Genomic DNA, 26,305 nt, shown 5'->3' on the forward strand with positions numbered 1-26,305 from the left:
ATAACAGAAGCAATACGAAAAAAGAAAGTAGGAATACAACTATGTCAACTGTTTTAGTCATCAATGCACATCCATTAACCCAATCCGAATCACGAACACTAAAAGCATTAGAGGCGTTCATCACGTCGTATCAAGCAAGCCATCCAAATGATACAATTGAAAGAGTCAATTTATACGAAGATAACATCCCTGAAGTTAGCGCTCCCCTTTTAAAAGGTTGGGCAAAATTGCGTGCTGGCGAAGCGTTTGAAACACTTACGGACGAAGAACAACAAATTGTTGCACGATTCAATGAACTGACCGAACAATTTTTAGCAGCTGATAAAATTGTCATTGCTAACGCCCTTTGGAATCTAAACATTCCGACTAAGTTAAAGGCTTGGATTGATACTATTGTGATTGCAGGTACAACCTTTAAATACACGGAAAATGGTCCAGTCGGATTGATTGAAGGAAAAAAATTGGTTCACATTCAATCGAGCGGTGGCGTTTATAATGGACAAGACTTTGCAAGTCAATACATTCAAAATATTTTCGCCTTTATCGGTGTAACCGACCATACGAAAATCAATGTAGAAGGTATTGATCATCAACCTCATCTGGAAGCCTCTATTTTAGAAGCTTCTCTAGCTAATGCAGCAAATGTTGCAAAAGAATTTTAAACATTAGACCTTTCAATATTATGCCAAAAACAGCAAAAGCACCTCTTTGATGCCATCGGCATTAAAGAGATGCTTTTTTTGATGTCAGTAATATATTAGGCTTCTTTGCCTGACTTTCTCTTCAAAAATTTAAAAAAGGTTGTTGAAAAATAAAAGTAAATCAACCCAATGATTAAACCAAGAAAGTTGTTAACTACTCTCAAAATAGAAGATTCAACACCTCCGTATAATGTCCCCGCTATAAAAAGAGCACCTAACGTATTAAAAAATGATTGATATTTGTAAGTACCTGACATTCCTAATACCAGTCCAACAATCAAACTAAACTTACTTAAAAGCACTTCACCAAAAACTAAAGATAAAAGCATGTACACTAGTGAACCCAAAAGCACGCCTGATAGGCGATCTTTGAATCTTTTCTTTATATCTTTAGAGGTCGTGGAAATTAATGAAGAATACGCAAAACCTACCCACACAAATTTTTCTAGACCGAGAGAATGTCCTAAATAAAATATCAAACTGATACCAAACGACAGTTGCAGTAACCATACTATTTTATCAGGGTTAGTGCCATTATCTCTAAAATTCTTCCAAAAACTAACCGTGTCATTTTCATGTCGATGATAGCGGTATAGTGTGACAGCAAGTAGTAAATAAGAAACTATGCCTAACAGGATTAAATTTTGAATACCTATTTTTACAGTCTGTGCTTCTAATAAAAATATATAAGAAAAAGAAATTAGCCCGGCATTACCCGTCATGGGATTTTTGACAGTTAGTAAATATATCGTAAATAAAGAGCAAAGATTAATCAAAAAGCCGACGCCTGGTGTAGTTAGTTGGTACATTATCGGAGAAACTAATAACAAAAAGATGGTAATAAATAAAATGATAAGCGACGTACTAAATCTATAACCAAAGTTAATATTTTTTAAAGTTAACCACAGACAAAATAGAACAACCGCAAATGCTGAACTTTCATTCCCAAATAGAGTCGTAATTAATGTAATAAGCAACACAGAAGATACTAAAATCTTGAGTGATTTTAATACTAACGCATAAATATAAAGTTTCCTTTCGTGTGTCGTTTCACTAGTTCTGATTGCTTTTTTGATAGAGTTGATATCTAAATTGCTTTTTTCTTTTAAATTCATCTCTCAAGACCCCTTTTAACTATAATAATTTCAAATAAATCAAACCTGTTTTTTCAAGCAAACCACTTTTCTCAAACCAATCTTTTCGCAACAATGCTTTCCCTTATTTAATCCCTCTAATACCATTCTATAAAATAACATATTAAACGTTAATATCAAACTAATTTATCACTATCTTGAAAAGATTAGAGAATTAAATATTCACTCGCTCACTTCTGTAATCAAAAAAACCTTATAAGCGAGTTTTATACACTCACTTATAAGGTTACTATCATTTTATCAAACGGTTTTTATTCCAATGGTTCTTTTTGCATTTCCACATATTCTTGTGATACTTCATCTTCAGGATATAAGCCAGAGTACGCTTTATACCATTCAAAGATATGTGTTACCACAACTTTAATCGCGGCGTATCCTGGTACTCCTAGGATAACTCCCACGACGCCAAATAATTTCCCTGCGGTCAATAGTACAAAAATAATTGTCACAGGGTGAATGTCTAATTGACTTCCTAAAACTAATGGTGAAACAAATCGTCCTTCGATAAATTGCTCTAACGCAAACACGATGAGGACCGCAACTAACATTTTAGGACTGGTAGCTAAGGCTATTAAAACGGCTGGAATCATCGCTAGAAATGAGCCTAAATATGGAATCAGATTCATAAAACCAGCAAAGATACCGAGCGTAACACTGTATTCCAATCCAACAATTTTAAAACCAATCATAAACATAATCGCCACAGCTAAGGCTACGGTTAATTGTCCACGAATATATTGAGAAACTTGTTTATTGACATCTTTTAAAACATTATAAACAGGACGACGTGTTTTAGCTGGTAAAAAATGAACGAGATAAGGACCTAATTCCTTACCGTCTTTCAATAGGTAAAATAAAATAATTGGTGCCGTTGCAATCGTTAAAAAGACGGTCGTAAACGCCCCAATGACACTACCTATTCCTTGAAACGTATTAATTGATAAACTCTTAATCATCGTGCCCATCGAGTCAAAAAAGTTATTAGTAATTTTCTCGATGTCATCAGCATATTGTTCTAAAAATGGATGACTTAAAATTTCATTTCCTTTTGTTTGAATCGTGCTCCAGTAATGTGGCCAGCTTTTTATAAAGCTCATTGTTTGTTCTTCCATTTTAGGTACTAGCGTGACGCCACCCCAAATTAACAGAAACAAAACGGCGATAAAAATCAAGCTAATTCCCCAAACACGTTTTAGTCCTTTTTTTTCTAAACGGTCGACAATCGGATTAAACAGATAAAACAATATCCCCGAAAAAATAACAGGGAAACCAACGATAGCAAAAAATTGCCAAACAGGTTCAAATAAATGCGATACCTTTGTCGAAATTAAGACGATTAAAAGAATTAATAAGACAATTAATAACGATGACACGACTTGATTGTTTAAAAACCAACGCCAAAACCATGACTTACGATTGACTTCTACTTTTTTTATTTTTTCCATAGTATCCCTCCTAGCTTACCGTTTAACGATAAATGATTTCTGTTCCAACAGAGAGTGCAGGCAACTGGTATGGAGAGACATAAATCGTATTTGGCAAGTCATGGTCTTCATGTCGCTCGGCGAATACGATAGTCGCGTGCCCTATTTCTTGTAACATTTGATTCACTTTATCTCCCACATGTTCCACTTGATAAACTTGGTCGTCAAAGTGGATGTGACTATTTGTTGTTATTTTATAATTAGGTTCTTCTTCTATTAGTTCTTGAACAAGCGCTACTTTCTTAACTTCATCTGTCGCTGTATCATCAAATAAAATTAACATCGGATCTGTTTCCGATATAGCTTTTGGGCCGATTTCAATAATTTTTGTTTTTTTCATCTTCATAACCTCCAACATTTACATACTGTTCATTATACCATACTATGCCGCAAACACCTTATTCTTGTCTCTCCAGTTTGTCATGTTTCAGCATTATTTTTTTGACGATTCATTTTATATGCTATAATAAAACTAACATAAAATGAATAGCTGAAGGGAGTTTTATTATGCAAACACTATACTTAGGTTCATATACACGACGAGAAAGTCAGGGTATTTATACACTTGATTGGAATTTTGAAGCAGGTACCCTCGATAATTTAAATTTAATCATTAAAGAAGGAAATCCAACCTATCTTGGTTTAACCGATAATAATACGTTAGTGACCGTTACAGCACGCGACAACATGGGTGGTGTAGCAAGTTATCGAAAAGATGACAACGGTGAATTCAAAGAAATCAATCATGTTTTATTAGAAGGCGCAGCGCCTTGCTATGTCGGTATCGACAATCACCGCCAACTAGTTTACGGTGCGAACTACCACAAGGGTGAAGTAACCGTTTATCATATCGACGAAACGGGACAACTCACACTAACCGATACAGTTCAACATGAAGGAAACGGCCCTCATGCCAACCAAGCAAGCGCACATGCTCACTACGCTGATTTAACTCCTGATAATCGTCTGGTCGTATGTGACTTAGGGACAGATGAAGTCTATACATATGATGTATCATCTAAAGGAAAACTTACAGAAGTCGCTCGTCTCAATGTCGCTCCTGGAACTGGACCACGTCATATCGTTTTCCACCCAGAAGGTAAAGTGGCTTACATCTTAGGAGAACTGGCTAACACATTGACCGTGGTCAATTACGATGAAACAACAGGAACGTTCTCAGAAATCACAACACTAAGCACCTTACCAAGTGATTTTGACGGCGAAAGTGCTGGCGGTGCAATTCGTATCAGTAAGGACGGTCGCTTCGTCTACGTTTCTAATCGCGGCCATAATTCTGTAGCTGTTTATCAAACACAAGAAGAAGGACATCGCGTCGAAAAAATTCAAACCATTGCTTCAGAAGGTGATTTCCCACGTGACTTCACTTTAAGTCCTGATAACAACTGGGTTTTAGTCGCTCATCAAAATTCAGATAATATCACGCTATTTAAACGTGATGCTGAAAATGGTCGCTTAACATTGAAGGAAACCGACATCCTTGCTCCTGAATGTGTCTGTACTTACTTTGCTTAAATCAGTATAAAAAAGAGGCGTTCTAGATTAACAGGTACGCCTCTTTCTATCGATTTAAATTAGAAAGGATATTAAGATGCTCAAGCACTTATTACACGAAAAAGCGACGATTTTACTAACATTCTTCATTATCTGTCTGAGCTTATACGGACATCACCAGCTAACGCGCTATGAAAATTATCCGCAACTTATCGCGCAAATTGAAACCGTCAGCGAACAAAAAACGAAGACCGAAACGGTTCAAACGATTAAAGTAAAGGGACTCAATCATCAGATTAAAGAAAAAACATTAACGTTAAAACAAACCGTTCCGATTTCTCAAATCAATGGGACACGTTATCGCCCCAATCAAAAACTTTTTCTTCGTGAAAATCAATCGTCATATACTATTCAAGGATTAAAGAGAGATTTAACGATATGGCGTATCCTCATAGGGTTTGCTATACTGCTTATCTGGCTTTTAAAAAAACAAGGACTATTTACGCTAATAAGCGTTATCGCTAACTTAGCCCTTATCACATTAATCGTACGTGACTACGTGGCTCAACCTACTGCTAATCTTGTTACATACTTTATGATGGCGATTATTCCATTAACGATTGTGTCTCTTGTTCTGACAAACGGTTGGCAAAAAAAGACCTATACCGCTATATTAGCGACGTTGAGTGGGACATTTGTAAGTTTTTTAATGGGCTGGTTATTATTAAACCTGACGCATTTTAACGGCTTACGTTTTGAAGAAATGGGATTTATCACGCGATCACCACAGCAAATTTTCCTCGCAAGCTTATTAATAGGTTGCTTAGGAGCCGTGATGGACGTAGCAATGACAGTCGTTGCCTCTCTATATGAGCTAAAAGAGCAGACACCGCATCTGTCACGTGCTGCTGTTAAACAGTCAGGAAAACAAATCGGACAGGATATTATGGGACCAATGACCAACGTGCTTTTTTTCTCCTATATAAGCGGTGCTATTCCTATGATGTTGATTTTTTTACTTAATCATCTTACCCTTCCACATACATGGGACATGTTATTAACACTTGAAGTCGCACGTGCTTTCATAGGCGGAATTGGTATTGTCCTGACTATCCCAATTAGTATTCACTTCTCGCTCTTCTTTCTTTTTAAAAAAGGAGGGCAAGCAGGATGAATGTCATTATTTTACTTGGTATAGTGTTATGGGGACTAATGCGGATATACGGTGGGAAAAATGGTCATAAGACCTTTATTTCTTTAATTATTAATCTTTTTACATTGTTTGTCTTTGTTTTTTTCTTAGGTACAGGGTTATCTCCCTTTTTGATTGCTGTTATTTTCACTCTCTTTTTGATTAGTATGAATCTATTTTTTATTAATGGTTTTCATACTAAAACCCGATTAGCTTTTAAAGGGACTCTTGTTACATTACTTTTACAGACAGCATTTATTTATCTCACGACTTACTTATTACTGACACAAGGTTTTTCAAAAGAAGAGCTCTTTGAAATGGATACGCTTGATTTAAATCTACCGATTAACTTCATCCATATCCAAGCAGCCGTCATACTATTAAGTAGCGGTATTGCTGTTAGTGATACCGCTATTTCCATTAGCTCTGCTATGACTGAGCTGCTTTATCACGAGCCCGATATTCAAGCATCCCCTCTATTTAAAAGCGGTTTAACCATTGGTCGCGATATCATCGGCACAACGATCAATACGTTACTTTTTGCTTTTATCGGTAATTCACTGGCTTTAATCATCTGGATCTCGGACTTAGATTACAATATTTATGAATTAATCAATCATCAAGCGATTGTATCAGAACTCTTATTATTAGTTATCGGTGGTGTAGGGATTGCAACTGTTATTCCCATTACCGCCTATCTCATGAGTCGATTAGCAAAATCATCATAAAAATAAAAAACACCTCATGACTTAAAAGTCATGAGGTGTTTGATTTATTACTTCTATGCTTTGTCTTTTGAACCAAACCATTCGATACGTTGTTTTACTAATTCAGTAATAGCATCTGTACCAGGTGCTAATAATTTACGAGGGTCAAATCCTTTACCTTCGCGGTCTTTACCTGCTTCAATATATTCACGTGTTGCTGCAGCAAACACTTCTTGTGCTTCTGTGTTCACATTAATTTTTGATACACCTAAAGAAATCGCTTTTTGGATTTGGTCTAAAGGAATACCTGAACCACCATGTAAAACTAATGGTAATTCGCCACCTGTAATATCAGCAATTTCAGATAGACGATCGAAGCTTAAACCAGCCCAATCTGCAGGATAAGCACCATGAATGTTACCAATACCTGCTGCTAAGAAATCGATACCTGTGTCAGCCATTTGTTTACATTCTTGTGGATCTGCAAGCTCACCAGAACCGATGATGCCGTCTTCTTCCCCACCAATACTACCCACTTCACACTCAACAGAAACGCCTTTAGCATGTGCTTTCGCTACAACTTCTTTGGCTCTTTCTAAGTTTTCATCGAATGGTAAATGTGAACCGTCATACATAACTGATGTATAACCTAATTCAATACACTCTAAAGCATCTTCATACTCACCGTGGTCTAAGTGTAATGCCACTGGTACAGTAATTCCCATAGAGTCAATTAAATCTTCTACCATATGTAGACACATTTTGTAACCGCCCATGTATTTAGCTGCACCCATTGATGTTTGAATCATAACTGGAGAGTTAGACTCTTGTGCACCTTTTAAGATAGCTTTTGTCCACTCTAAGTTATTTGTGTTGAAAGCTCCTACTGCGTATTTACCTTGACGTGCTTTCTGTAACATTTCTGTTGCTGATACTAATGCCATGTTTGTTTCCTCCTATAATGGAAAATGTATTTGTTAAGTCTTTACTTAACTGACACCATTATTTTATCAGATAAGTAAGAATTTTACTACTTATATATTGACTTTCCTGTAACTTGTGTGGAATAGCAATGATTTTTTTCAATACTTTTTCATAAAGGAGTCTTCTTAACTGTAAAGTCCTGTACTTTTTTCATTCGTATCAATATAGATATTTTTCATTTGGGTATAAGCATCTACCATTGATTTATACGTTTCACGTCCGATACCTGAATTTTTCACGCCGCCAAATGGTGTCCCAGCTGGTAATTGATTATAAGTATTAACCCAAACACGCCCTGTTTGAACTTCACGTCCTACTTTTAATGCCTTATTTAAATCTTGCGTCCAAACGCCACCTGCTAAACCATATTCTGAATCATTGGCCATTGCAATCACTTCATCAATGTCTTTAAATTTAATAATCACAGCCACTGGGCCAAATATTTCTTCTTGTGCCACACGCATGTCATTGGTCACGTCTGATAATAACGTTGGTTGCATAAAGACACCTTTACCAAGCTCTCCATCTGTAATACGGTTACCACCTGTTAAAACAGTAGCGCCTTCTTCTTTTCCAATACGAACATAGTCTAAAATCTTATTCAAATGTCCTTCGCTAACTTGACAGCCCATCTGTGTTTCTTCTTCCCAAGGCAAGCCAACATTTATCTTTTCAAACGCTTCTTTCAAATCTGCTACAAAACGATCGTAGATACCTTCTTGTACAAAAATACGTGAGCCAGCACTACATACTTGCCCTTGATTAAACAAAATACCCATTTGAGCTCCGTCTAGCGCTTTCTCATAAGGCATGTCATCAAAAAAGATATTAGCTGACTTCCCACCAAGTTCAAGTGTGGCTGGAACTAAACGCTTCGCTGCTGCTTCTGCCACAGTATATCCGACCTCTGTTGACCCTGTAAATGCTAATTTATCAATGCCTGGGTGATTTAATAGGTAGTCACCAGATTTACGTCCACGACCAGTTACCACGTTTAAGACACCTTTTGGTAATACCCCATCAATGAGACGCGCAAACTCTAAAATACTTAAAGAGGTCGTAGATGACGGGCTAATCACTACTGTATTTCCTGTGGCTAAAGCAGGAGCTAGTTTCCAAGCTGCCATTAAGAATGGAAAGTTCCATGGAATAACTTGACCGACTACACCGATAGGCTCTTTTATCACAATACTTAAACGATTTTCATCAAACGCTTGTGCCGTTCCTTCTTCACTACGAATGACACCCGCAAAATAACGGAAATGATCTGACGCAGCAGGTAAGTCGATATTTAATGTTTCACGAATTGGCTTACCATTATCTAACGTCTCTACAAGTGCTAAATGTTCTAAGTTATCATCAATGATATCAGCAATTTTTAGCATCAAGCGACTGCGCTCTTCAATACTAGTATGACGCCATGTTTTTAACGCTTCTTCTGCCGCTTCAACAGCTGCATCAACATCTTCATTCGTAGCATCAACGAACGCAGCGATTTTTTCACCTGTAGCTGGACTGATAACATCTATCAGTTCATTACCTGTACCATTTGTCCATTCTCCATTGATAAATAAACCGTAATTCTTCTGAACATCTAATTTAACCATATATCTTTCCTCCTAATACTCTTTATATATTGCAATATACACCGTTTACATTTTTCTCTCAAGTTATCTGTTTGTTAAACACTTTTTTCTTAAACATCTCTTAAGATATAGGTATACCATTTATATACAAACGTTGTTATAATAACGTTTGTAGTATTTTATAACTTTAAGATAATTTGTGAAATCACTTTTCCTTTCTCATAGTATTCTAATTTTAAATAACGTACTATCACATTTTGTTATACAGTTATCATAGATAATTATCGAACAAACTCTCCTTTTAGAAACGTTGAGATTATCAACTTATTAAATAACAAAGTCTAATTAACGCACTTATAAAAGCATTTTTTGTTCAAATACCTACTGTCTGTTTATATCCCCTTTTAAAGAAAGTTTGTGATTTTTATTGCTAACTCAGTCACAATTTGATATTATTTATCCATAGCAATTATTTGTTACATATTGAACAAGGGAGAGGATTCATATGACAGAACAACCACGTATGTCAGGTAAAGATTTTTTATTTAAAGTACTAAACGGAACGGCGACCGGTATTATCGTCGGATTAATTCCTAACGCTGTTCTAGGAGAAATCTTTAAAGCTTTAATGCCTTACGGAAACATTTTCCAAACACTTTGGGAAGTTGTTTTCTCATTACAATTTGCGACACCGGCGATTATCGGAGTCCTTGTAGCCATGCAATTTGGATTCAACGCTATGCAAACAACGACCGTCGGAACAGCTACTTTTGTTGCGTCTGGTGCCGTTAAGCTCGTTGATGGCGTCTGGACAGGCGGAGGCATTGGCGATTTAATTAACGTGATGTTGACTGCCGCCTTAGCAGTTTACGTCGTTTTAAAAATTAAAGACCATCTAGGTTCATTAACAGCAATTGGCTTACCAATTATAGGAGGCGCTTTACCAGCCGCTATCGGCGTTTTCATGCTTCCTTACGTTAGCAAAATCACGACACTTATCGGTAATATGATTAATAGTTTTACAAACTTACAACCAGTTTTAATGAGTATTTTGATTGCCATCACATTCTCTATTTTAATTATTTCACCTATTTCTACTGTGGCAATCGGCTTAGCTATCGGTTTAGACGGAATCGCTTCTGGTTCAGCTGCGATTGGAGTAGCAGCATGTACTGCCGTACTCGTAATTGCTTCACGTAAAGTAAATAACAGCGGAACAACACTAGCCATCCTTTTAGGTGCGATGAAAATGATGATGCCTAATATGGTTAGAAAACCAATTATTCTTGTACCTATCGTAAGTACAGCAGCTGTCAGCGGTATTGTTTCTGCTCTCTTAAACATTCAAGGTATCCCAGCTAGTGCTGGTTTTGGTTTAGTAGGATTGGTTGGACCTATTCATGCTTTCCAATTCTTACAAGGCAGTGCCGTAGCGAAATTACTTGCTGTTACCATCAGTTTTATCGTTGTTCCATTTGTGGTAGGGTTTGCAATGGACTATCTGTTCAGTAACGTGTTAAAATTATATACAAAAGACGCTTTCTTATACAAAGCTGTTTAATTTAGTTTATTAATTATTAATAAAAATAAAAAACGAAAAGGAGTTTTTAGATATGAAAATCGCAATTGCAGGATCTGGAGCTTTAGGATGTGGCTTTGGTTACTTAATGCACAAAGCAGGAAATGAGGTCACACTTATCGACCAATGGCCAGCGCACATTGACGCTATTAACTCAAAAGGGTTAACAGTCGACTTTAATGGAGAAAAAGGAACAGAAATGATTCCTGCTGTCTATCCAGAAGACGTTAAAGGAGAGTTTGATTTAGTCTTTACTTTCACTAAGTCTATGCAACTTGCTAGCATGCTTGAAAAAATCCAACCTATCTTAGGAGAAGATACTAAAGTTGTTTGTCTATTAAACGGTTTAGGACACCGTCAAACATTAATGCAATATGTAAAAGAAGAAAATATTTTAATGGGAACAACTGTCTGGACTGCTGGGATTGACGCTCCGGGTGAAGTTCACTTTATGGGGAAAGGTCCTGTTGAGTTACAAAATATTCATCCAAGCGGTGAAGCAGCGGCTAAAGAAGTCGTAGCGCTTTTAACAGACGCTAAATTAAATGGAGTTTACAGTGATAACGTGCTATTCTCAATTTGGAGAAAAGCATGTGTCAACGGAACATTAAACGTATTATGTTCTATCTTAGACTGTAATATTGAAGAATTTTCTAAAACAGAAAACTCTCGCGAAATGATGACAGCGATCATCGAAGAATTTTCACTTGCAGCTAAAACAGAAGGCGTTGAATTAGATGTGACAGAAACAGTCGACTACTTAGTAGAAGTCAACAAAACTGTTGGACCACATTACCCTTCAATGCACCAAGACTTAATCCAAAACAAACGTCCTACTGAAGTTGACTACTTGAACGGTGCCGTAGCAAAAATGGCAGAAGAGCACAATTTTGAAGCACCAACTTGTCAAATCATTACCGACTTAATTCATGCGAAAGAAGACTTATTCGGTATCAAACGCTAATAAATAACAAAAACCACTTAACTTTTCAGTTAAGTGGTTTTTTTACCCTATTATTCCCAGTGCGACTACTAAATTATAAATATTTAGTAACATTACACCGATAAGAGTTGCATTATAAAGTCGACGTACCGACACATCATTTACATGTGTATTAATCGTACTGCCAACATAGCCACCTAAAAGAGCGGCCGGTAAGATAACTAACAGAAAGCGTGAATCTAAATAAACAAAAGAACCATTGCTCCAAGACGTCACTAGCTGTGTTAGCTGTGAAAAAAAGATAGTCGCAATCGAATAGGCCATGGCTTCTTTAAGGGTAAAACCAAAACATAAAACAAGCAAACTAACATTTATTGGTCCTCCTCCAATACCTAAAATGACTGAGAAAAAGCCAAGTAGTATACCCACTCCAAAAAAAGAAGGATTATTCAACCAATGCAACTGAAAGTGACTATAATTTGTATACAATAAAACTAAAAATAAAATAACTAGCATAATGATGATTTGCGTCACTAAGACGGTGTTTTCCGCTACATTTTTTAATAAATACGTCAACGCTTTGTTTCCAACAAACCCTCCGACAATCGAACCAGCAGACAAAAATAAAACATGTCCGACATCTAATTTCGTTCCTCGCCTGACTTGCTTTAATGTCGAACTGATACTCATCACGAATACAGCAATACTTGAGTACAATACTATTTGTGTCAAATTATGAAACCCAATCATATCTAGCGCCGGCTTAATAATGATACCGCCACCCATCCCTGAGATAGCCCCAATCGTATTCGCTAAGAAAATTACAATAAAATAGAGTAAAAAAATCATGTCCGTTTCCTCTCCGTTCATTTAACAAACTATTATCATTGTATCATGAAATAAACCTAGACAAATAAAAAAACACGCAAAGTCTTAAACTTTACGTGTTTTCATTAAGGACAATTATTCTTGCTCTGCCCATTTTTTCTTTTTAGCAGCACGTTCACGCTCACCTTTATCAAGCATTTGCTTACGAAGGCGAACACTTTCTGGTGTTACTTCACAATATTCATCATCGTTTAAAAATTGTAATGATTCTTCTAAGCTTAAAATCTTAGGACGTTTAATAACACTAGTTTGGTCTTTGTTAGCAGAACGCACGTTAGTCATTTGTTTGGCACGGGTAATATTGACAGTTAAGTCATTTTCACGACTATTTTCACCAACAATCATCCCACCATAGACTTCTGTCCCTGGCTCAACGAAGACTGTCCCACGTTCTTCCACACTCATAATACTATACGTTGTCGCTTTACCTGTATCCATTGAAACTAAAGCCCCATTACGACGTCCACCTAAACTTGCTTGAATTTTAGGTAAGTATTGATCGAACACGTGGTTCATAATACCATAGCCGCGAGTTAATGACATAAACTCAGTAGAGTAACCGATTAAACCACGAGCAGGCGTTAAGAAGATTAAACGAACCTGACCATTTCCAGAATTAATCATATCAAGCATTTCACCTTTACGGTTACCCATAGATTCGATGATACCACCCATATATTCTTCAGGAGTATCAATTTGCACGCGTTCAAACGGTTCACATTTAACACCGTCTACGATTTTCTCAATAACTTTTGGACGTGAAACTTGCAATTCATAGCCTTCACGACGCATGTTTTCAATCAAAATAGATAAATGTAATTCTCCACGACCTGAAACAATCCAAGCATCTGGCGATTCAGTTGGATCAACACGTAAAGAAACATCTGTTTGAAGTTGGCTCATTAAACGCTCTTCAATTTTACGAGAGGTAACGTGCTTACCTTCACGACCAGCAAATGGTGAGTTATTCACTAAGAATGTCATTTGCAATGTTGGTTCATCAATAAAGAGCGTTGGCAAACCTTCTTGATGGTCAACAGGTGTCACTGTTTCCCCGACGAAAATATCTTCCATACCCGAAACAGCAATCAAATCACCCGCGCGTGCTTCTTTAATCTCCACACGGTCTAAACCTAAGAAACCAAATAATTTTGTAACACGGAAGTTTTTCGCTGTTCCATCTAATTTCAGTAAAGACACTTGGTCTCCTACTTTGATAGTTCCACGGAAAACACGACCAATCCCAATACGTCCAACATAATCACTATAGTCTAATAGTGAAACTTGGAATTGTAATGGTTCATCGCTATTATCCACTGGTGCTGGAATATGCTCAATAATTTGATCATAAATCGGCGCCATTGTTTTTTCTTGGTCAGCAGGATCATCTGATAAACTAGATGTCCCGTTTACAGCAGACGCATAAATCACTGGGAATTCCAACTGATCGTCGTCGGCTCCTAATTCAATAAATAACTCTAATACTTCATCGATAACTTCTGCTGGACGAGCCGCAGGCTTATCAATTTTATTAACCACTACTATTGGTGTTAAACGTTGTTCTAGTGCTTTTTTCAAAACAAAACGTGTTTGTGGCATTGTTCCTTCATACGCATCGACGACTAAAACAACCCCATCTACCATTTTCATGATACGCTCTACTTCGCCACCAAAGTCCGCATGCCCTGGTGTATCCATAATATTTATACGTGTATCTTTATAACGAATAGCGGTATTCTTAGCTAAAATTGTAATACCACGTTCACGCTCGATATCATTTGAATCCATCGCACGGTCTTCAATTTCAGTACGCTCATCTAAAGTATCTGATTGGGTTAATAACTCGTTTACTAACGTTGTTTTGCCGTGATCGACGTGGGCGATAATGGCAACGTTTCTAATATCTTCTCTTAATTTCACTTTTTTATCCTTACCTTCCTTGATGACACAGTGACTCATTTTAATCAACATGTCATTATAACAAATAAAACGGGACTTGCACAACTGAAAGTTTCATTTTTATTTTCAATTAGAGATATTTTTCTATTTCCTGATGGGTATTCTCAGCTGCAACGAGAACAGGGACACGGTCTTTAAAGGTAAAAGGTTCTCCATTCAATGGTGTTGTTTTAATACCTAGACCTGCTGCGATTGCCATACCCGGCGCATAATCCCAAGGAGCAAGCATCGAAATATATGCATTTTGTTTGCCTAGAATTACTTCTTTAAAACCAATTCCAGCGCACCCCGTCATGCGCACCGCCAATGCATCCATTGCTATTTCACGAACACGGTAGCGATTGTCAACAAACATATGCGTATTCACACTAATAATCCCATCAGCCAATGTATCTGGATTAACCTCTGTGATAGCTTTGTCATTAAAATATACGCCCATGCTAGGTCCACCCCATAGCAACTCTCTTCTCGGCACGTCATAGATAAACCCAACAACTGGTTGTTGATTATCATAGAGTGCAAGCATCATACAATAATGGTCTTGTTGCTTAGCAAAATTTAACGTCCCGTCTATAGGATCGATAATCCACACGCGCCCATCCATTGATGTCACAGGCTCAGCCATACCTTCTTCTCCTAAGATACCGTCTTGAGGGTAATGCGTAGTAATTTTCTTAACAAAGAAAGCTTCTACTTCTTTGTCGACATTCGTTACGACGTCTGCTTGACTAGTCTTCTCCTCAACATGTAACGGCGTTTGCAAACGCTCGATAATCAGCTTTTCCGCTTCAGCTATCCATTGTTTCACATCGGCTATCACTTGTTCGGTCATACTTTTCTTCCTTTCATCTTAATCACAGGAGCGGTCGTTTTTCTCACTTCTTGCATGACGCGATATAGTGAGTAACCCGACACTTCTTCAAATTCTCTCCCTAGCGTGCGTTCTTCTCCAATACTTTTGACCACTTCTTTAAACTTTTGATAACGTGTTAGTAACTGCTCACGTTCGATCCCTTCTTCATAAGCTTTTTCGACCGCTTCCCACATATTTACAACGGCGACCATTTCGGCTTGCGACCAATCTAAATCAAGGGGATAAGTATATCCTTCCATTGCTGTCCACTCCTCTTTATTCAGTTTCTTTCTCTTCTTTTAATTGTTTAGGAAATAAAAGCGTAAAGCACGTTCCTTCACCTTGCGTGCTCGTCACGTCAATCGTTCCATGATGTAATTTCATTAATTGTTGGACGATTGAAAGTCCTAAACCAGACTCGCCATACTTAGTGTTTTTGCGAGAAGGATCAACTTTATAGTATCGTTCCCAAATATTTGCCAACTCTTCTTCTGACATACCAATGCCCGTATCTGAAATGGCAATTTTCGTCTGTTCATCGTCCTCTGATAGCACTACACTAATCACACCGTCTGTCGTAAATTGAATGGCATTTTGTAATAAATTCACCATAATTTGGACAAAGCGATCATAATCAGCATACACCTCTACCGACTCAGGCGATGTAAGTTGCAACTTATTGCCATTTTCTGACGCTTTATTTTCTAATTGTGTTAACACATTTCGAACAATTTCCGTCGCGTTCATCTTTTGAATGACCATGCTAATTTGATTCGTTCGTATTTTTTCATAGTCCAAATTCTCATTAACTAAACGAATCAACCGTTTCGTCTCTTTTCTCATGAGTTCAATCGACTTCGCTTCTTGATCTTTTGGAATGGCTTGATAGGCCATTCCTTCCAATAAGCCGTTAATCGTAGTAAGTGGCGTTCTCATCTCATGAGCCGCATCGGCCATAAACTGGCGACGTCGTTCCTCTTGACGCTCTATTTCTTGGTGTGACGCTTTTAATGTCGTGGCCATCTGATTAAAGTCCTCAGCTAGCTCATCCAGTTCATCCTGTCCTTTTACTTCCAGATAAACATCAAAGTTTCCTTCTGAAATCTGTTTTGTGGCTTTTTTCATCCGATTAATTCGATTTACTTGGAATTGTGCTAACACATAGCTAAAACCAAGCGCAATCACACTGGAAATTAAAAAGCCTTTGAATAAGTTTTCGGTTAATAAATCCATGTTAGCTTCTAAATTGCTGACCGGCTGCATGACGGCCAGCGCACCGATAAATGTCGGTTTATCTTCCCATAAGAAAAAAGGTTGCAGCACGATGGCCATATTTCTCGTCTTAGAGCGGTTGTATGGGACTTCCATATCTGCCTTTACACGCTCGCCTTGTTTTAAACGTTGCCACTGATCGTCTGTCATAAAACTATTACCAATCGTACCTTCTAACCAGTCAGGGTAGATAATCGTCTGGTCATCTGAAATATAAAATAACCGGACGCCTTGATTGTGTAAAACTACTTCGGTATTTTTAACATTCGCTAAAATCGTCGTCGGATCATCTTGACTGTTTTCTAACACGCTATCAGCGTACCCAAACATTTGCTCATACATACTGTCGAGAATCGTTTTTTTCGTAAATGAAGTAAATGACAAACCAACGACAACCATAATCAAAATGATAATCGCCCAAAAGGCTAACATTTGTTGATAGAGGTATTTCATTTTTCTAGTACTCCAGAGTCGTCAAACTTATAACCCACTCCCCAAACGGTTTGAATGACTTGCGGACCGACACGTTCCATTTTTTGACGTAATTTTTTAATGTGAGCGTCCACTGTCCGTTCATCTCCAAAATATTGATAATCCCAAACAAGTTCTAATAATTTTTCACGTGAAAAGACTTGGCGTGGCTTTTTCGCCAGTGTGTAAAGTAAATCAAATTCCTTCGGTGTCAACCCTTCAATTAGTTCGTCATCTAAATATGCTTCACGTGTCTTAGTATTCATTTTAAAGTGTTCTGTTTGAACATCAAAGCCTTCGTCCTCTTGCTCGCTTGCGCCAGTCTTATTCTCAATCAACTCTGAACGACGATGTAGAGCTTTCATTCTAGCAATTAAAGTAATCGGACTAAACGGCTTAGTCACGTAATCATCCGCACCAAGTTCTAACCCTATCACTTGGTCACTTTCTGAATCACGCGCAGTTAACATGATAATTGGTACGGTTTGCGACACTTTTCGAATCTCTCGACAAACCGTTACCCCATCCATAGTCGGTAAATTTAAATCAAGCGTCACCATATCCCATTCATCTGGATTTTCAAGGAACGTATCGAGTCCTTCTTTCCCGTCATATTTAAACGTCGCTTCCCATTTTTCATTTAAAAAAAACATTTGCATCATTTCTGAAACAGATTCATTATCTTCAATCATTAGTATTTTCATTTTTTCACCTCTTTAGCAGATTCATTCTCTTTCATTATACTACAAATCACCTTTTCACTCTAACAACAGCTTAGTCCATCCTTTATTAGAAAGTAAACTAGAGTTTTGACTTAAACTTTGCTATGATGAAGAAGAGTTTTCTGAAAAGGAGTCATAAACGATGAAAAATATAAAAGGTTTTGCTTTTTTTGATTTAGATGGAACATTATTAAATCATCAATCTGAAGTCGATGAGCAGGTTGCTTCTGCTTTAGTTGCGTTAAAAAATAATGGTATTATCCCTGTTATTGCAACAGGCCGTACAAATACGGAAATCCAACATGTACTCGATGATACAGTCATCGAATCAAGCATTACAATGAACGGGCAATATGTTTTGTTCGAAGGAGAAGAAATTTACAGTGATTTAATTAGCTCCGATGTTGTCGATAAAATGTTACAAAAAACAGCTGAAAAAGGACATCAGCTTGGTTTGTATAACGAAAAAGGTATTACCATTTCTGAACAAACACCTGCCGTCAAAGTGGCTTATGAATACATCCATCAAGGTATGCCAGAAGAAAATGCTAAGCGTCATTGGGAAGAACCTATTAATATGATGTTAATTATTGGTAAAGACCAAGATGCGTTCTATCATGAACATTTTCCAGAACTCACTTTCTTCCGCAATGGTCCATACACTATAGATGTCATCAGTAAGGGTGGGTCAAAAGGACGCGGTGTTGCCAAATTTGTCGAACACATCGGCTTAACGGATATTCCAACTTACGGATTTGGCGATGGACCAAACGATATGGATTTACTAGCTGCTTGTGATTATAAAATTGCGATGGGAAATGCTATTCCAGCTCTAAAAGAACAAGCAGATTTCGTGACAAAAGCCAATACTGATAACGGTATCGTCCATGCTTTAAAACACTTTAACTTAATCTAGTCCTTTAAGAAAGTATCATTCGATAACGAGTGATACTTTCCTTTATTCTTTAAAAATGCTATAATAGAATAGCTCTTAATAAGGGGGCGTTCTGGATTCGACAGGCATAGTTCGAGCTCGAATGGCGCTTTGTAGGTGACGACTACATAAAAACGTCACAGTTAAATATAACTGCAAAAAACGAAAACAATACTTTCGCTTTAGCTGCCTAAAAACAGCTTAGTGAAGATCCTACCGGCATCGCCCATGTGCTCGGACCAGGGTCTCAAACTTAGTGGGATACGCTTATTTTTTCCGTCTGTAAAAATAAGAAGAGATTATCAGACTAGCGATGTTAAACGCCCGTCATATGGCAGTTAGCAAAGCGAATCTCTAGTAATATGTCTATGAGCGTAGATGTTTGAGTGGCGATATGTTTGGACAGGGGTTCGACTCCCCTCGCCTCCATAAAAAAAGCTAGTTTTGAGAATTCTCAAAACTAGCTTTTTTATTTTTTGATTAATATTTGTAAACCTCTAGGTATGACTTCCATTTCCACTGGCAAATCCATACTCGGGTCCCCATCAATGCGTGTACCGACGTTAATCTCTTGAGCAGTAATACGAACACTACGCGCAGTTAAATACTCGATTTGTGGCAATTCATAAAGACGACCTTGAAGAATTTTAGGAGAATAACGGATGAGCTCCCATATGTTTAACTTAGGCATAATCGTCATATGCAATATTCCGTCATCTGGTCGTGCTAAGCGGTCGTATCGAGTAAAACCTCCTACTGAATGGGTCATATTAATCGATAATAGCTGACTCTTTCCATGCCATGTTGTTTCGTCGGTTACCACATTTAAATTATAACGTTTCCTTTTTCTAAGTAAATCAATAAAACGTTTCACAAATAAAAACGGGCCATACTTTTGCTTCTCTTTCTGTGTTATATCAGCTGCCGTGTCTGCTAATATGCCAATTGTCAGTGTGGAAATTAAGACTTCCCCATTGACAACACCATAGTCTACTGCTTGCGTCTCATCACCAAGAATCACGCGTGCCGCTTCTCCTATATCAAGCGGCAAGTCGAGTGAACGCATAAAATTATTGACTGTTCCACCAGGTAGTAACCCAATTTTATAATCAACTAAGCAATCACGAAATGTCTGTACTACATGTCGAATCGTCCCATCTCCACCGACAATCACAAGCGTATCAATTTGATTAACCTCTGCTTTTTCACGTAACGGCTCCTTATCTGTCTTCTCATCAAACGAGTGCAAGTAGACGTGATGACTCGCATTATCTCCCTTAACAATCTCTTTAAAGCGCTCGGCAATAGCTCGGCCACTATCTGTCCCAGAACCTGGATTATATAACACTAAAAAACGTCTCATTTCCCCACCTTCTCTCACCTTTTTATTTTACGCTATTTTTATGAAAAAGTATCTTTTGACGCTTATTAGCACATACAAAAAAAGGCTATTCCATAAGAATAACCTTTTACATATCTTATTTTTTAGCCACACATTCAATAATGGCTGCTGCTTCTTCGATTGACTTATCATCCACTTGAATCACATGAGCGCCTAATGCCTCAAACACCTCTTTAGAATATGCTACTTCTTCACGAATACGGTCTAAATCAGCATATTTAGAATCGCCGTTCAATCCTAATGATTGCAAACGTGATTGACGAATTTCTAAAATTCGTTCAGGCTCACCAATTAATCCGATGATTTTTTCTGAAGGAATTCGGTCTAGCTCTTTTGGTAGTGGCACTTCAGGAATCAGCGGCAAATTAGATACTTTGTAAGACTTATTCGCAAGATACATACTCAACGGCGTTTTTGATGTACGCGAGATACCTAACAAGACGAAATCAGAATCTTTAAAGCCTCGTGGGTCTTTGCCATCATCATATTTAATCGCAAACTCGATAGCTGCTACACGGTTGAAATATTCTTGGTCAAGTTTATGTAATGCACCCGGTTTTTCTTGAGGCGTTAAGCCCGTCTTTCCTTGAACAAGTTTCGTTAATGGTGTCATATAATCGACATAGTCTAAGCCTGTTTTGCTTGAAAAGTCTGCTAACGATTGAACCAAGTCTTTATTAACAAGTGTGGCAACGACAATCGCTCGCTCGTTTAAAGCGTCACGTAAGATGACTTTTAAATCCTCTTCCGTCGTTATAAACGGATAACGCTTGATATTAGTTTCTTCTACATCTGGAAACTGTGCCATAACAGCTGAAATCACTTTTTGCGCTGTTTCTCCAACTGAATCTGATACGATAAAAATCGAAACTTCTTTCATTATTCTATACCTCTTTACTTTTCTTTATTTTTTTCCATTTCATAACCTGCTGTGACAAAATGGTTCAACAATTTACTTTTAGAGATTTTCCCAATGACTTTTAAACTCCCATTTTTTTCCATAACTGGCAATGAATCTACTTGTTGATGCATAATCAGATAGCCAGCATCAATAATCCGCTCTTCCGGTGTAATCGTAATGATATTTGGCATCCGTGACATAATCATCGCTACAGGTGTTTCATCTAAGTTTTGATTGTTGAGTGTGGCTCTCAGTAAATCTTTTCTCGAAACTAGCCCCACAAACTCACGTTGATCGTTGACAATATACAAGCTACCCGTATCATTTAAAAACAACTCCATGACAGCTTCTCTAATAGGGGCTGTTTGGTTGACAATAGTAGGTGGCACCATAATTTCACCGATTTTTAAATGGAATAACTCTTCATAAAGCAACGGTTCAATCGTCTGACCAGAGTAAATATATCCTACACGCGGACGTGCATCTAAAATGCCCGTCATGGTTAAAAGAGATAAATCACTCCTGAGTGTCGGCTTCGTCAAGCCTAATTGTTTGGCAATGTTGTCTCCACTTATCGGTTCACATTCTTTTACAATTTGGATGACTTTTTTTTGTCTTTCTGTAAGTTCCATGACATTACCTCATCTTATATTTGATTACTTTCATTATATAGTACGTCTTAATATAAAACAACACATCTTAATAAAAAATAAAAGACTCCCATTAACTGGAAGTCTTTTATGTTAAAAAGATGATCATTTTTCGATTTTTTTGAGTATCTTCACTTAATTTAAGAAAAGCATAAACAACGGCGCTACGATAACCGTCACAATACCCGCAATCACAATGGCTAAACCAGACATTGCTCCTTGTACTTCTCCCATTTCCATCGCTTTGCCTGTTCCAATCGCGTGGGCAGTTGTTCCTAAGGCGAGCCCCTGTGCCACTTCATCATCTATTCGCCCTATTTTCATTAATGTTGGCCCTAACAACGGACCTAAATTCCCCGTCACAATTACGGCTAATACTGTAATAGCTGAAATACCTCCAATTTGTTTTGAAATATCTAAAGCTATCGCCGTCGTGACAGATTCTGGGATTAAAGACGCTATTAACATCTTATCCAACTTAAACATCACAGCGAATAAAAATGTTAATCCAATATTAAATACAGAACCAATAGTGATACCAATTAAAATCGACTTAAAGTGTTTTTTCAGCAAATGAATCGACCGATATAACGGAATAGCCAGTGCTACGGTAGCCGGACTAATCATCATGTCGATAAATTGTCCTCCTTTAAAATAATGCTCATACGGAATCTTTGTTAGCCAAAGAATCAGCATAATCGCTACGATTGATAGTAGTAGTGGACTAATCAACGGATGCGGATAGCGTCGTTCGATTTCTTTGAAAAATAAAAAAACCGCTATCGTTAAAATCAAACCGAATAATGGATTACTCGTCAATGTCAATAACATGTTGCTTATCCTCCTCCGTGATATTCACTGGTTTTTCTTCATAGCGAACTTTTATAAACTGAACCACACGACCTACGACGATAAAAGATAAGGCAAAAGTCACTACCGTAATCCCTAATAATTGTGGCCACGTCGTTTTAATTTTAGCTAAATGCAACATTAAGCTAACACCTGCTGGCAAGAAAAACAAACTTAAATTTTCTAGTAAAAAATCGCCTACTGTTGCCACGCTATCAAGCCGGACTTTTCCCGTCATGAGCGCTACAAATAGTCCTACCATACCAATAACCGACCCGGGGATAGGTAGTGAAAATAGCGTTTGTAAAACGACTCCCGCAAACGTAAAACTAATAATAATTAAAAACTGTCGAAATAATTTCATGAACCGTCTCTCCTTCTATTCCCTAGTAGTATAGCATTTTTCTAGTCATCTCGTTAGTTATTCTTGAAAATTTCTGAAAAAAATATACTTGTTATCGTTTTCTTTCCGATTGCTTATCGGTTATAATAAATAAAATAACATAGAAAGTAGTGAAAGCAATGACTCAACGAGAAGTTCCTGAAATCATGACCGATTTACGCCAAGATTTAATCCACGTTCCAACTGTTATTAGACAATGCACGGGAATACGTATTTTTGGCAAACGAATTAAATCGATTGTTTACTCAACTGATATCGCCATTATTCGAAATATTGACGCTGATGCGGTCATTGCCGTATATCCCTTCACTCCCCATCCAACTATTACCAAAAGCATTACCGAAGCAGCGGATATACCTGTTTTTTCAGGCGTTGGGGGCGGTACTACTCAAGGAAAACGCTCGGTTCAAATGAGTAGTTTTGCCGAATCTCAAGGTGCCATTGGCGTCGTGGTCAATTCTCCTACTCAACCTGAAACAATCGCTGATATTTTTGACACCGTTGATATCCCTATTGTAGCAACCGTCACTTCAATCTACTCTCAAATCGATGAAAAAATTGCAGCAGGAGCCAAAATTTTAAATGTCAGTGCTGGGAAAGAAACAGCGAAAGTCGTACGCGCCATTCGTGAAATTTATCCTAAAATCCCAATTATCGCGACAGGTGGACCGACTGAAGAAAGCATTGCCGAAACAATTGAAGCCGGTGCCAACGCTATTACGTACACGCCACCAAGCAACGGTGAATTATTTAGCAAAAAAATGACGAAATATCGTGAAAAAGAGCGTGTCATGGCAGATGACGAACCACTCAATCACTAAAAAAACGTTTCTCTTCATTGAGAAACGTTTTTTATAACTATTTATCCTTCAAGGCAAAGTGCCATTCCTTATAAAAAGAGTTCAAAAACTCTTTCATTACTGCCACGCGTTCATGTGCTATTTTTTTCCCTTGTGTCGTACTCATTAAGTCTGGTAGTAAAAATAATTTTTCATAAAAATGATTCACTACCGTATTAGACAAGCGATAATTATCGGCTGTCAATACTTCACGAGGCAAGATATCAGAATGGTATATTTGGTCCCCTTTAGCCCCACCATAGTAAAAAGCACGCGCAATCCCAATCGCACCAAGTGCATCTAAAAAGTCTGCATCTCGCACAATTTTGGCTTCAATTGAATCTTCTAGTACAGATGGATGAGCTAGCGTTCGTTGATACGAAACCGTCTTGATAAGGGTTAGTAACGCTACTTGCTCTGACTCTGGCATGTGATGAGCGTTTAGTAACGCACGTAATTGTCGCTCACGCTCATCAACGTCACGTACGAGTTTGCTATCAAATGTTTCATGAAGCCACGCCCCTAGTTCCACACGCGTCATATTAATGACTGCCGTTGTTTCAAGAGAAGCTAAATGTTGTGCTAGCGCCACCACACGCTTAATATGATCCACCCCATGCCCAGTAGCATCGTCTTCCAACTGCTTCACCACAAACTGCTGAACGGCTTCATACACGTCTATTTTATCCACTGATGCACTCTCCTTTGCAAAAAAGCACGACGTCATCCGTCGTGCTTCTGATTTACTTTTAAATATAATATAAGTTTTTAGAAGGGAAATACGGGTCACTCGTAAATTCAATGCCTAAATTACGTAACACTTGTTCCTCATCTTTATTTAACATCACTGTTGCGTGTCCTTGAACCCCTTTTAAATTCCCTAATTGCTCGTAAGCCAATTGTGCCGTTGGATTCGTAACAGCACTAATCGATAACGCAATTAAAATTTCATTGGCATTTAGGGCTGTCATACGTCCACCTAGTTCATTAGCTTTTAAATTACGAATTGGTTCTAAAATAACAGGCGACAACAACAAGATTTCATCGGCAATGTTAGCGAGTTCTTTTATTGCATTTAACAACGCTGCCGAACCTGCATCCATTAAGCTAGAAGCACGCCCCGTAATCATCCGACCGTCGTTCAATTCAAGCGCCATAACAGCTGGTACTTCTTCCTCTTGACTGGCTTTTAGTTTCGCAGCATAGTCACGTGCTGGGACAACTGCCGGTCGGTCTTCTTGACGTAAGTCCATTTCTTCCATAATTAATTTCATGCGGTTTAGTGTATCTAAATCTGTTAACCCTTTTTTATAATCACACGCCGTTGAGAAGTAGCGACGAATAATTTCTTGTTTCGATGCTTCTTGAACGACTTCATCATCGGTAATCCCAAAGCCAACACGGTTCACACCCATATCGGTCGGAGAATGAAAGTCTGATTCACGCTCTGTAATTCGCTCGATTGTTCGTTTAATAATCGGAAACGTTTCTAAATCACGATTATAATTAACCGCTATTTCTCCATAAGTATCAAAGTGGAAGGAATCAATCATATTCACATCTTTTAAATCAACTGTTGCTGCTTCATAGGCAATATTCAAAGGATGACGTAAAGGAACATTCCAAACAGGAAATGTTTCAAACTTAGAATAACCGGCAGTGCGACCATGACGGCTTTCATGATACAACTGATTTAGACAGGTTGCTAATTTCCCACTGCCTGCTCCAGGACCTGTCACAACGACGATAGGCTTCGTTGTTGGAATAAATGTATTTTTACCAAAGCCATCTTCGCTGACAATCTTATCAACATCCACTGGATATCCTTCTATTTCAGTATGTGTATGAACGGTAATTCCTCTTTGGCGCAACTTGTTCATAAAAATTTTCGTCGATGGCTGACCATTGTAACGAGTGATGACCACACTGTTCACTGCTAATTCATATTCAGATAGATCGTCAATCAAACGTAAAATATCCATATCATAAGTAATACCGTAATCGCCACGAATTTTGTTTCGCTCGATATCACCAGCATAGACACAAATGATAATTTCTGTTTGCTCTTTCAAACGGTGAAGTAACTTGATTTTGGCATCTTCATCAAAACCAGGTAAGACACGTTTTGCATGCATGTCACCTATCAGTTTCCCACCAAATTCTAGATACAATTTGTCATAATGATTCACGCGTTCCAAAATATATTTCGATTGTTCCTCGATATATTTCGCTGGATCAAACCCTACTTTTTTCATCTTGACCATCCATCTCCTTGCCTATTTTTTTAACACTCTATCTATTATAAGTTTTTTTGATAATT

The 26,305-nt window shown here is 37.8% G+C and carries 26 protein-coding genes and 1 other RNA gene; 9 read left to right on the forward strand and 18 right to left on the reverse strand.

Features of this window, described 5'->3' with window-relative positions; all coding sequences use genetic code 11:
• Positions 1 to 41 precede the first annotated feature (41 nt).
• Positions 42 to 662, forward strand: a complete 621-nt coding sequence (locus tag M2919_RS05430) for an FMN-dependent NADH-azoreductase (RefSeq protein ID WP_248848321.1) — start codon at positions 42 to 44, stop codon at positions 660 to 662.
• Between the two features lie 95 nt (positions 663 to 757).
• Here the strand turns inward: M2919_RS05430 and M2919_RS05435 are convergent, their stop codons facing one another.
• The 3 genes from M2919_RS05435 to M2919_RS05445 all read right to left on the reverse strand — a co-directional run bounded on the left by M2919_RS05435 (position 758) and on the right by M2919_RS05445 (position 3,679).
• On the reverse strand, positions 758 to 1,816 hold the full coding sequence (locus M2919_RS05435) for an FUSC family protein (protein WP_248848322.1): 1,059 nt from the start codon (positions 1,814 to 1,816) through the stop codon (positions 758 to 760).
• A 290-nt stretch (positions 1,817 to 2,106) separates the two neighbouring features.
• Complete coding sequence (locus M2919_RS05440) at positions 2,107 to 3,300, reverse strand: AI-2E family transporter (protein ID WP_222317108.1); 1,194 nt, start codon at positions 3,298 to 3,300, stop codon at positions 2,107 to 2,109.
• A 22-nt stretch (positions 3,301 to 3,322) separates the two neighbouring features.
• Positions 3,323 to 3,679, reverse strand: a complete 357-nt coding sequence (locus M2919_RS05445; protein ID WP_170167791.1) for a PTS glucitol/sorbitol transporter subunit IIA — start codon at positions 3,677 to 3,679, stop codon at positions 3,323 to 3,325.
• Positions 3,680 to 3,843: 164 nt separating this feature from the next.
• Here M2919_RS05445 and M2919_RS05450 point away from each other — a divergent pair, with 164 nt between their 5' ends.
• The 3 genes from M2919_RS05450 to M2919_RS05460 all read left to right on the forward strand — a co-directional run bounded on the left by M2919_RS05450 (position 3,844) and on the right by M2919_RS05460 (position 6,771).
• Positions 3,844 to 4,872 carry a lactonase family protein gene (locus M2919_RS05450; RefSeq protein WP_248849483.1) on the forward strand — a complete coding sequence of 343 codons (1,029 nt, stop codon included), beginning with the start codon at positions 3,844 to 3,846 and terminating at the stop codon, positions 4,870 to 4,872.
• 76 nt (positions 4,873 to 4,948) lie between these two features.
• A complete protein-coding gene (locus M2919_RS05455; RefSeq protein ID WP_222317107.1) occupies positions 4,949 to 6,025 on the forward strand; it encodes a YibE/F family protein in 1,077 nt (358 codons plus the stop codon).
• On the forward strand, positions 6,022 to 6,771 hold the full coding sequence (locus tag M2919_RS05460) for a YibE/F family protein (protein ID WP_222317106.1): 750 nt from the start codon (positions 6,022 to 6,024) through the stop codon (positions 6,769 to 6,771). Before M2919_RS05455 ends, M2919_RS05460 begins: the two co-directional genes overlap by 4 nt.
• Positions 6,772 to 6,824: 53 nt before the next feature.
• Here the strand turns inward: M2919_RS05460 and M2919_RS05465 are convergent, their stop codons facing one another.
• Together M2919_RS05465 and M2919_RS05470 are read right to left on the reverse strand one after the other, a co-directional pair.
• Positions 6,825 to 7,694, reverse strand: coding sequence for a class II fructose-bisphosphate aldolase (locus tag M2919_RS05465; RefSeq protein WP_126763738.1), 870 nt, complete (start codon positions 7,692 to 7,694; stop codon positions 6,825 to 6,827).
• 165 nt (positions 7,695 to 7,859) lie between these two features.
• The gene (locus M2919_RS05470; RefSeq protein ID WP_126763740.1) at positions 7,860 to 9,341 is read right to left on the reverse strand and encodes an aldehyde dehydrogenase family protein; all 1,482 of its coding nucleotides are present in this window, start codon (positions 9,339 to 9,341) and stop codon (positions 7,860 to 7,862) included.
• A 484-nt stretch (positions 9,342 to 9,825) separates the two neighbouring features.
• Between M2919_RS05470 and M2919_RS05475 the strand changes: the two genes are divergently transcribed.
• Positions 9,826 to 10,881: a PTS sugar transporter subunit IIC gene (locus M2919_RS05475; RefSeq protein ID WP_126763742.1), complete on the forward strand. Its 1,056-nt coding sequence runs from the start codon at positions 9,826 to 9,828 to the stop codon at positions 10,879 to 10,881.
• Positions 10,882 to 10,933: 52 nt separating this feature from the next.
• A complete protein-coding gene (locus M2919_RS05480; RefSeq protein WP_023606705.1) occupies positions 10,934 to 11,863 on the forward strand; it encodes a 2-dehydropantoate 2-reductase in 930 nt (309 codons plus the stop codon).
• A gap of 42 nt (positions 11,864 to 11,905) precedes the next feature.
• Here the strand turns inward: M2919_RS05480 and M2919_RS05485 are convergent, their stop codons facing one another.
• From M2919_RS05485 to M2919_RS05510, 6 genes are all read right to left on the reverse strand, one after another.
• On the reverse strand, positions 11,906 to 12,691 hold the full coding sequence (locus M2919_RS05485) for a sulfite exporter TauE/SafE family protein (RefSeq protein ID WP_222317104.1): 786 nt from the start codon (positions 12,689 to 12,691) through the stop codon (positions 11,906 to 11,908).
• A gap of 114 nt (positions 12,692 to 12,805) precedes the next feature.
• Positions 12,806 to 14,650, reverse strand: coding sequence for a translational GTPase TypA (gene typA / locus M2919_RS05490; RefSeq protein ID WP_170167787.1), 1,845 nt, complete (start codon positions 14,648 to 14,650; stop codon positions 12,806 to 12,808).
• A 109-nt stretch (positions 14,651 to 14,759) separates the two neighbouring features.
• The gene (locus M2919_RS05495; protein ID WP_248848323.1) at positions 14,760 to 15,521 is read right to left on the reverse strand and encodes an inositol monophosphatase family protein; all 762 of its coding nucleotides are present in this window, start codon (positions 15,519 to 15,521) and stop codon (positions 14,760 to 14,762) included.
• Positions 15,518 to 15,802: a UPF0223 family protein gene (locus tag M2919_RS05500; RefSeq protein ID WP_023606709.1), complete on the reverse strand. Its 285-nt coding sequence runs from the start codon at positions 15,800 to 15,802 to the stop codon at positions 15,518 to 15,520. Before M2919_RS05500 ends, M2919_RS05495 begins: the two co-directional genes overlap by 4 nt.
• 16 nt (positions 15,803 to 15,818) lie before the next feature.
• Positions 15,819 to 17,267 (reverse strand): sensor histidine kinase, encoded by a 1,449-nt coding sequence (locus M2919_RS05505; protein WP_248848324.1) that lies wholly within the window; start codon positions 17,265 to 17,267, stop codon positions 15,819 to 15,821.
• On the reverse strand, positions 17,264 to 17,989 hold the full coding sequence (locus M2919_RS05510; RefSeq protein ID WP_248848325.1) for a response regulator transcription factor: 726 nt from the start codon (positions 17,987 to 17,989) through the stop codon (positions 17,264 to 17,266). The genes M2919_RS05505 and M2919_RS05510 overlap by 4 nt, the downstream gene beginning before the upstream one ends.
• Positions 17,990 to 18,149: 160 nt before the next feature.
• Between M2919_RS05510 and M2919_RS05515 the strand changes: the two genes are divergently transcribed.
• Positions 18,150 to 18,923, forward strand: a complete 774-nt coding sequence (locus M2919_RS05515; RefSeq protein WP_248848326.1) for a Cof-type HAD-IIB family hydrolase — start codon at positions 18,150 to 18,152, stop codon at positions 18,921 to 18,923.
• Between the two features lie 82 nt (positions 18,924 to 19,005).
• Positions 19,006 to 19,373: a transfer-messenger RNA gene (ssrA, locus tag M2919_RS05520) on the forward strand.
• A 37-nt stretch (positions 19,374 to 19,410) separates the two neighbouring features.
• Here ssrA and M2919_RS05525 read toward each other — a convergent pair.
• The 5 genes from M2919_RS05525 to M2919_RS05545 all read right to left on the reverse strand — a co-directional run bounded on the left by M2919_RS05525 (position 19,411) and on the right by M2919_RS05545 (position 23,107).
• Positions 19,411 to 20,304 carry a diacylglycerol/lipid kinase family protein gene (locus M2919_RS05525; RefSeq protein WP_248848327.1) on the reverse strand — a complete coding sequence of 298 codons (894 nt, stop codon included), beginning with the start codon at positions 20,302 to 20,304 and terminating at the stop codon, positions 19,411 to 19,413.
• A gap of 115 nt (positions 20,305 to 20,419) precedes the next feature.
• A complete protein-coding gene (locus M2919_RS05530) occupies positions 20,420 to 21,223 on the reverse strand; it encodes a pyruvate, water dikinase regulatory protein (protein WP_023606714.1) in 804 nt (267 codons plus the stop codon).
• Positions 21,224 to 21,237: 14 nt separating this feature from the next.
• Positions 21,238 to 21,876, reverse strand: coding sequence for a helix-turn-helix transcriptional regulator (locus tag M2919_RS05535; protein ID WP_126763633.1), 639 nt, complete (start codon positions 21,874 to 21,876; stop codon positions 21,238 to 21,240).
• 153 nt (positions 21,877 to 22,029) lie between these two features.
• Positions 22,030 to 22,725, reverse strand: coding sequence for an LrgB family protein (locus tag M2919_RS05540; RefSeq protein ID WP_248848328.1), 696 nt, complete (start codon positions 22,723 to 22,725; stop codon positions 22,030 to 22,032).
• Positions 22,703 to 23,107 (reverse strand): CidA/LrgA family protein, encoded by a 405-nt coding sequence (locus tag M2919_RS05545; RefSeq protein WP_126763629.1) that lies wholly within the window; start codon positions 23,105 to 23,107, stop codon positions 22,703 to 22,705. Before M2919_RS05545 ends, M2919_RS05540 begins: the two co-directional genes overlap by 23 nt.
• Before the next feature lie 158 nt (positions 23,108 to 23,265).
• Between M2919_RS05545 and M2919_RS05550 the strand changes: the two genes are divergently transcribed.
• Positions 23,266 to 23,967, forward strand: a complete 702-nt coding sequence (locus M2919_RS05550) for a beta/alpha barrel domain-containing protein (RefSeq protein WP_023606718.1) — start codon at positions 23,266 to 23,268, stop codon at positions 23,965 to 23,967.
• Positions 23,968 to 24,004: 37 nt separating this feature from the next.
• Here the strand turns inward: M2919_RS05550 and M2919_RS05555 are convergent, their stop codons facing one another.
• Positions 24,005 to 24,676, reverse strand: coding sequence for an HD domain-containing protein (locus M2919_RS05555; RefSeq protein ID WP_248848329.1), 672 nt, complete (start codon positions 24,674 to 24,676; stop codon positions 24,005 to 24,007).
• 58 nt (positions 24,677 to 24,734) lie between these two features.
• Entirely contained in the window at positions 24,735 to 26,240 is a 1,506-nt protein-coding gene (locus M2919_RS05560; protein ID WP_248848330.1) for a DUF1846 domain-containing protein, read from the reverse strand.
• Between the last annotated feature and the right edge of the window lie 65 nt (positions 26,241 to 26,305).

This window comes from Vagococcus lutrae, assembly GCF_023299185.1.
Classification (GTDB): Bacteria; Bacillota; Bacilli; order Lactobacillales; family Vagococcaceae; genus Vagococcus_A; species Vagococcus_A lutrae.

Excerpts from the sequence above, each read along its gene's own strand:
- M2919_RS05430 (WP_248848321.1), top strand. The coding sequence starts at position 42 with ATGTCAACTGTTTTAGTCATCAATGCACATCCATTAACCCAATCCGAA.
- M2919_RS05435 (WP_248848322.1), bottom strand. The coding sequence starts at position 1,816 with ATGAATTTAAAAGAAAAAAGCAATTTAGATATCAACTCTATCAAAAAA.
- M2919_RS05440 (WP_222317108.1), bottom strand. The coding sequence starts at position 3,300 with ATGGAAAAAATAAAAAAAGTAGAAGTCAATCGTAAGTCATGGTTTTGG.
- M2919_RS05445 (WP_170167791.1), bottom strand. The coding sequence starts at position 3,679 with ATGAAAAAAACAAAAATTATTGAAATCGGCCCAAAAGCTATATCGGAA.
- M2919_RS05455 (WP_222317107.1), top strand. The coding sequence starts at position 4,949 with ATGCTCAAGCACTTATTACACGAAAAAGCGACGATTTTACTAACATTC.
- M2919_RS05460 (WP_222317106.1), top strand. The coding sequence starts at position 6,022 with ATGAATGTCATTATTTTACTTGGTATAGTGTTATGGGGACTAATGCGG.
- M2919_RS05465 (WP_126763738.1), bottom strand. The coding sequence starts at position 7,694 with ATGGCATTAGTATCAGCAACAGAAATGTTACAGAAAGCACGTCAAGGT.
- M2919_RS05470 (WP_126763740.1), bottom strand. The coding sequence starts at position 9,341 with ATGGTTAAATTAGATGTTCAGAAGAATTACGGTTTATTTATCAATGGA.
- M2919_RS05475 (WP_126763742.1), top strand. The coding sequence starts at position 9,826 with ATGACAGAACAACCACGTATGTCAGGTAAAGATTTTTTATTTAAAGTA.
- M2919_RS05480 (WP_023606705.1), top strand. The coding sequence starts at position 10,934 with ATGAAAATCGCAATTGCAGGATCTGGAGCTTTAGGATGTGGCTTTGGT.
- M2919_RS05485 (WP_222317104.1), bottom strand. The coding sequence starts at position 12,691 with ATGATTTTTTTACTCTATTTTATTGTAATTTTCTTAGCGAATACGATT.
- M2919_RS05495 (WP_248848323.1), bottom strand. The coding sequence starts at position 15,521 with ATGACCGAACAAGTGATAGCCGATGTGAAACAATGGATAGCTGAAGCG.
- M2919_RS05500 (WP_023606709.1), bottom strand. The coding sequence starts at position 15,802 with ATGGAAGGATATACTTATCCCCTTGATTTAGATTGGTCGCAAGCCGAA.
- M2919_RS05505 (WP_248848324.1), bottom strand. The coding sequence starts at position 17,267 with ATGAAATACCTCTATCAACAAATGTTAGCCTTTTGGGCGATTATCATT.
- M2919_RS05510 (WP_248848325.1), bottom strand. The coding sequence starts at position 17,989 with ATGAAAATACTAATGATTGAAGATAATGAATCTGTTTCAGAAATGATG.
- M2919_RS05515 (WP_248848326.1), top strand. The coding sequence starts at position 18,150 with ATGAAAAATATAAAAGGTTTTGCTTTTTTTGATTTAGATGGAACATTA.
- M2919_RS05525 (WP_248848327.1), bottom strand. The coding sequence starts at position 20,304 with ATGAGACGTTTTTTAGTGTTATATAATCCAGGTTCTGGGACAGATAGT.
- M2919_RS05530 (WP_023606714.1), bottom strand. The coding sequence starts at position 21,223 with ATGAAAGAAGTTTCGATTTTTATCGTATCAGATTCAGTTGGAGAAACA.
- M2919_RS05535 (WP_126763633.1), bottom strand. The coding sequence starts at position 21,876 with ATGGAACTTACAGAAAGACAAAAAAAAGTCATCCAAATTGTAAAAGAA.
- M2919_RS05540 (WP_248848328.1), bottom strand. The coding sequence starts at position 22,725 with ATGTTATTGACATTGACGAGTAATCCATTATTCGGTTTGATTTTAACG.
- M2919_RS05545 (WP_126763629.1), bottom strand. The coding sequence starts at position 23,107 with ATGAAATTATTTCGACAGTTTTTAATTATTATTAGTTTTACGTTTGCG.
- M2919_RS05550 (WP_023606718.1), top strand. The coding sequence starts at position 23,266 with ATGACTCAACGAGAAGTTCCTGAAATCATGACCGATTTACGCCAAGAT.
- M2919_RS05560 (WP_248848330.1), bottom strand. The coding sequence starts at position 26,240 with ATGAAAAAAGTAGGGTTTGATCCAGCGAAATATATCGAGGAACAATCG.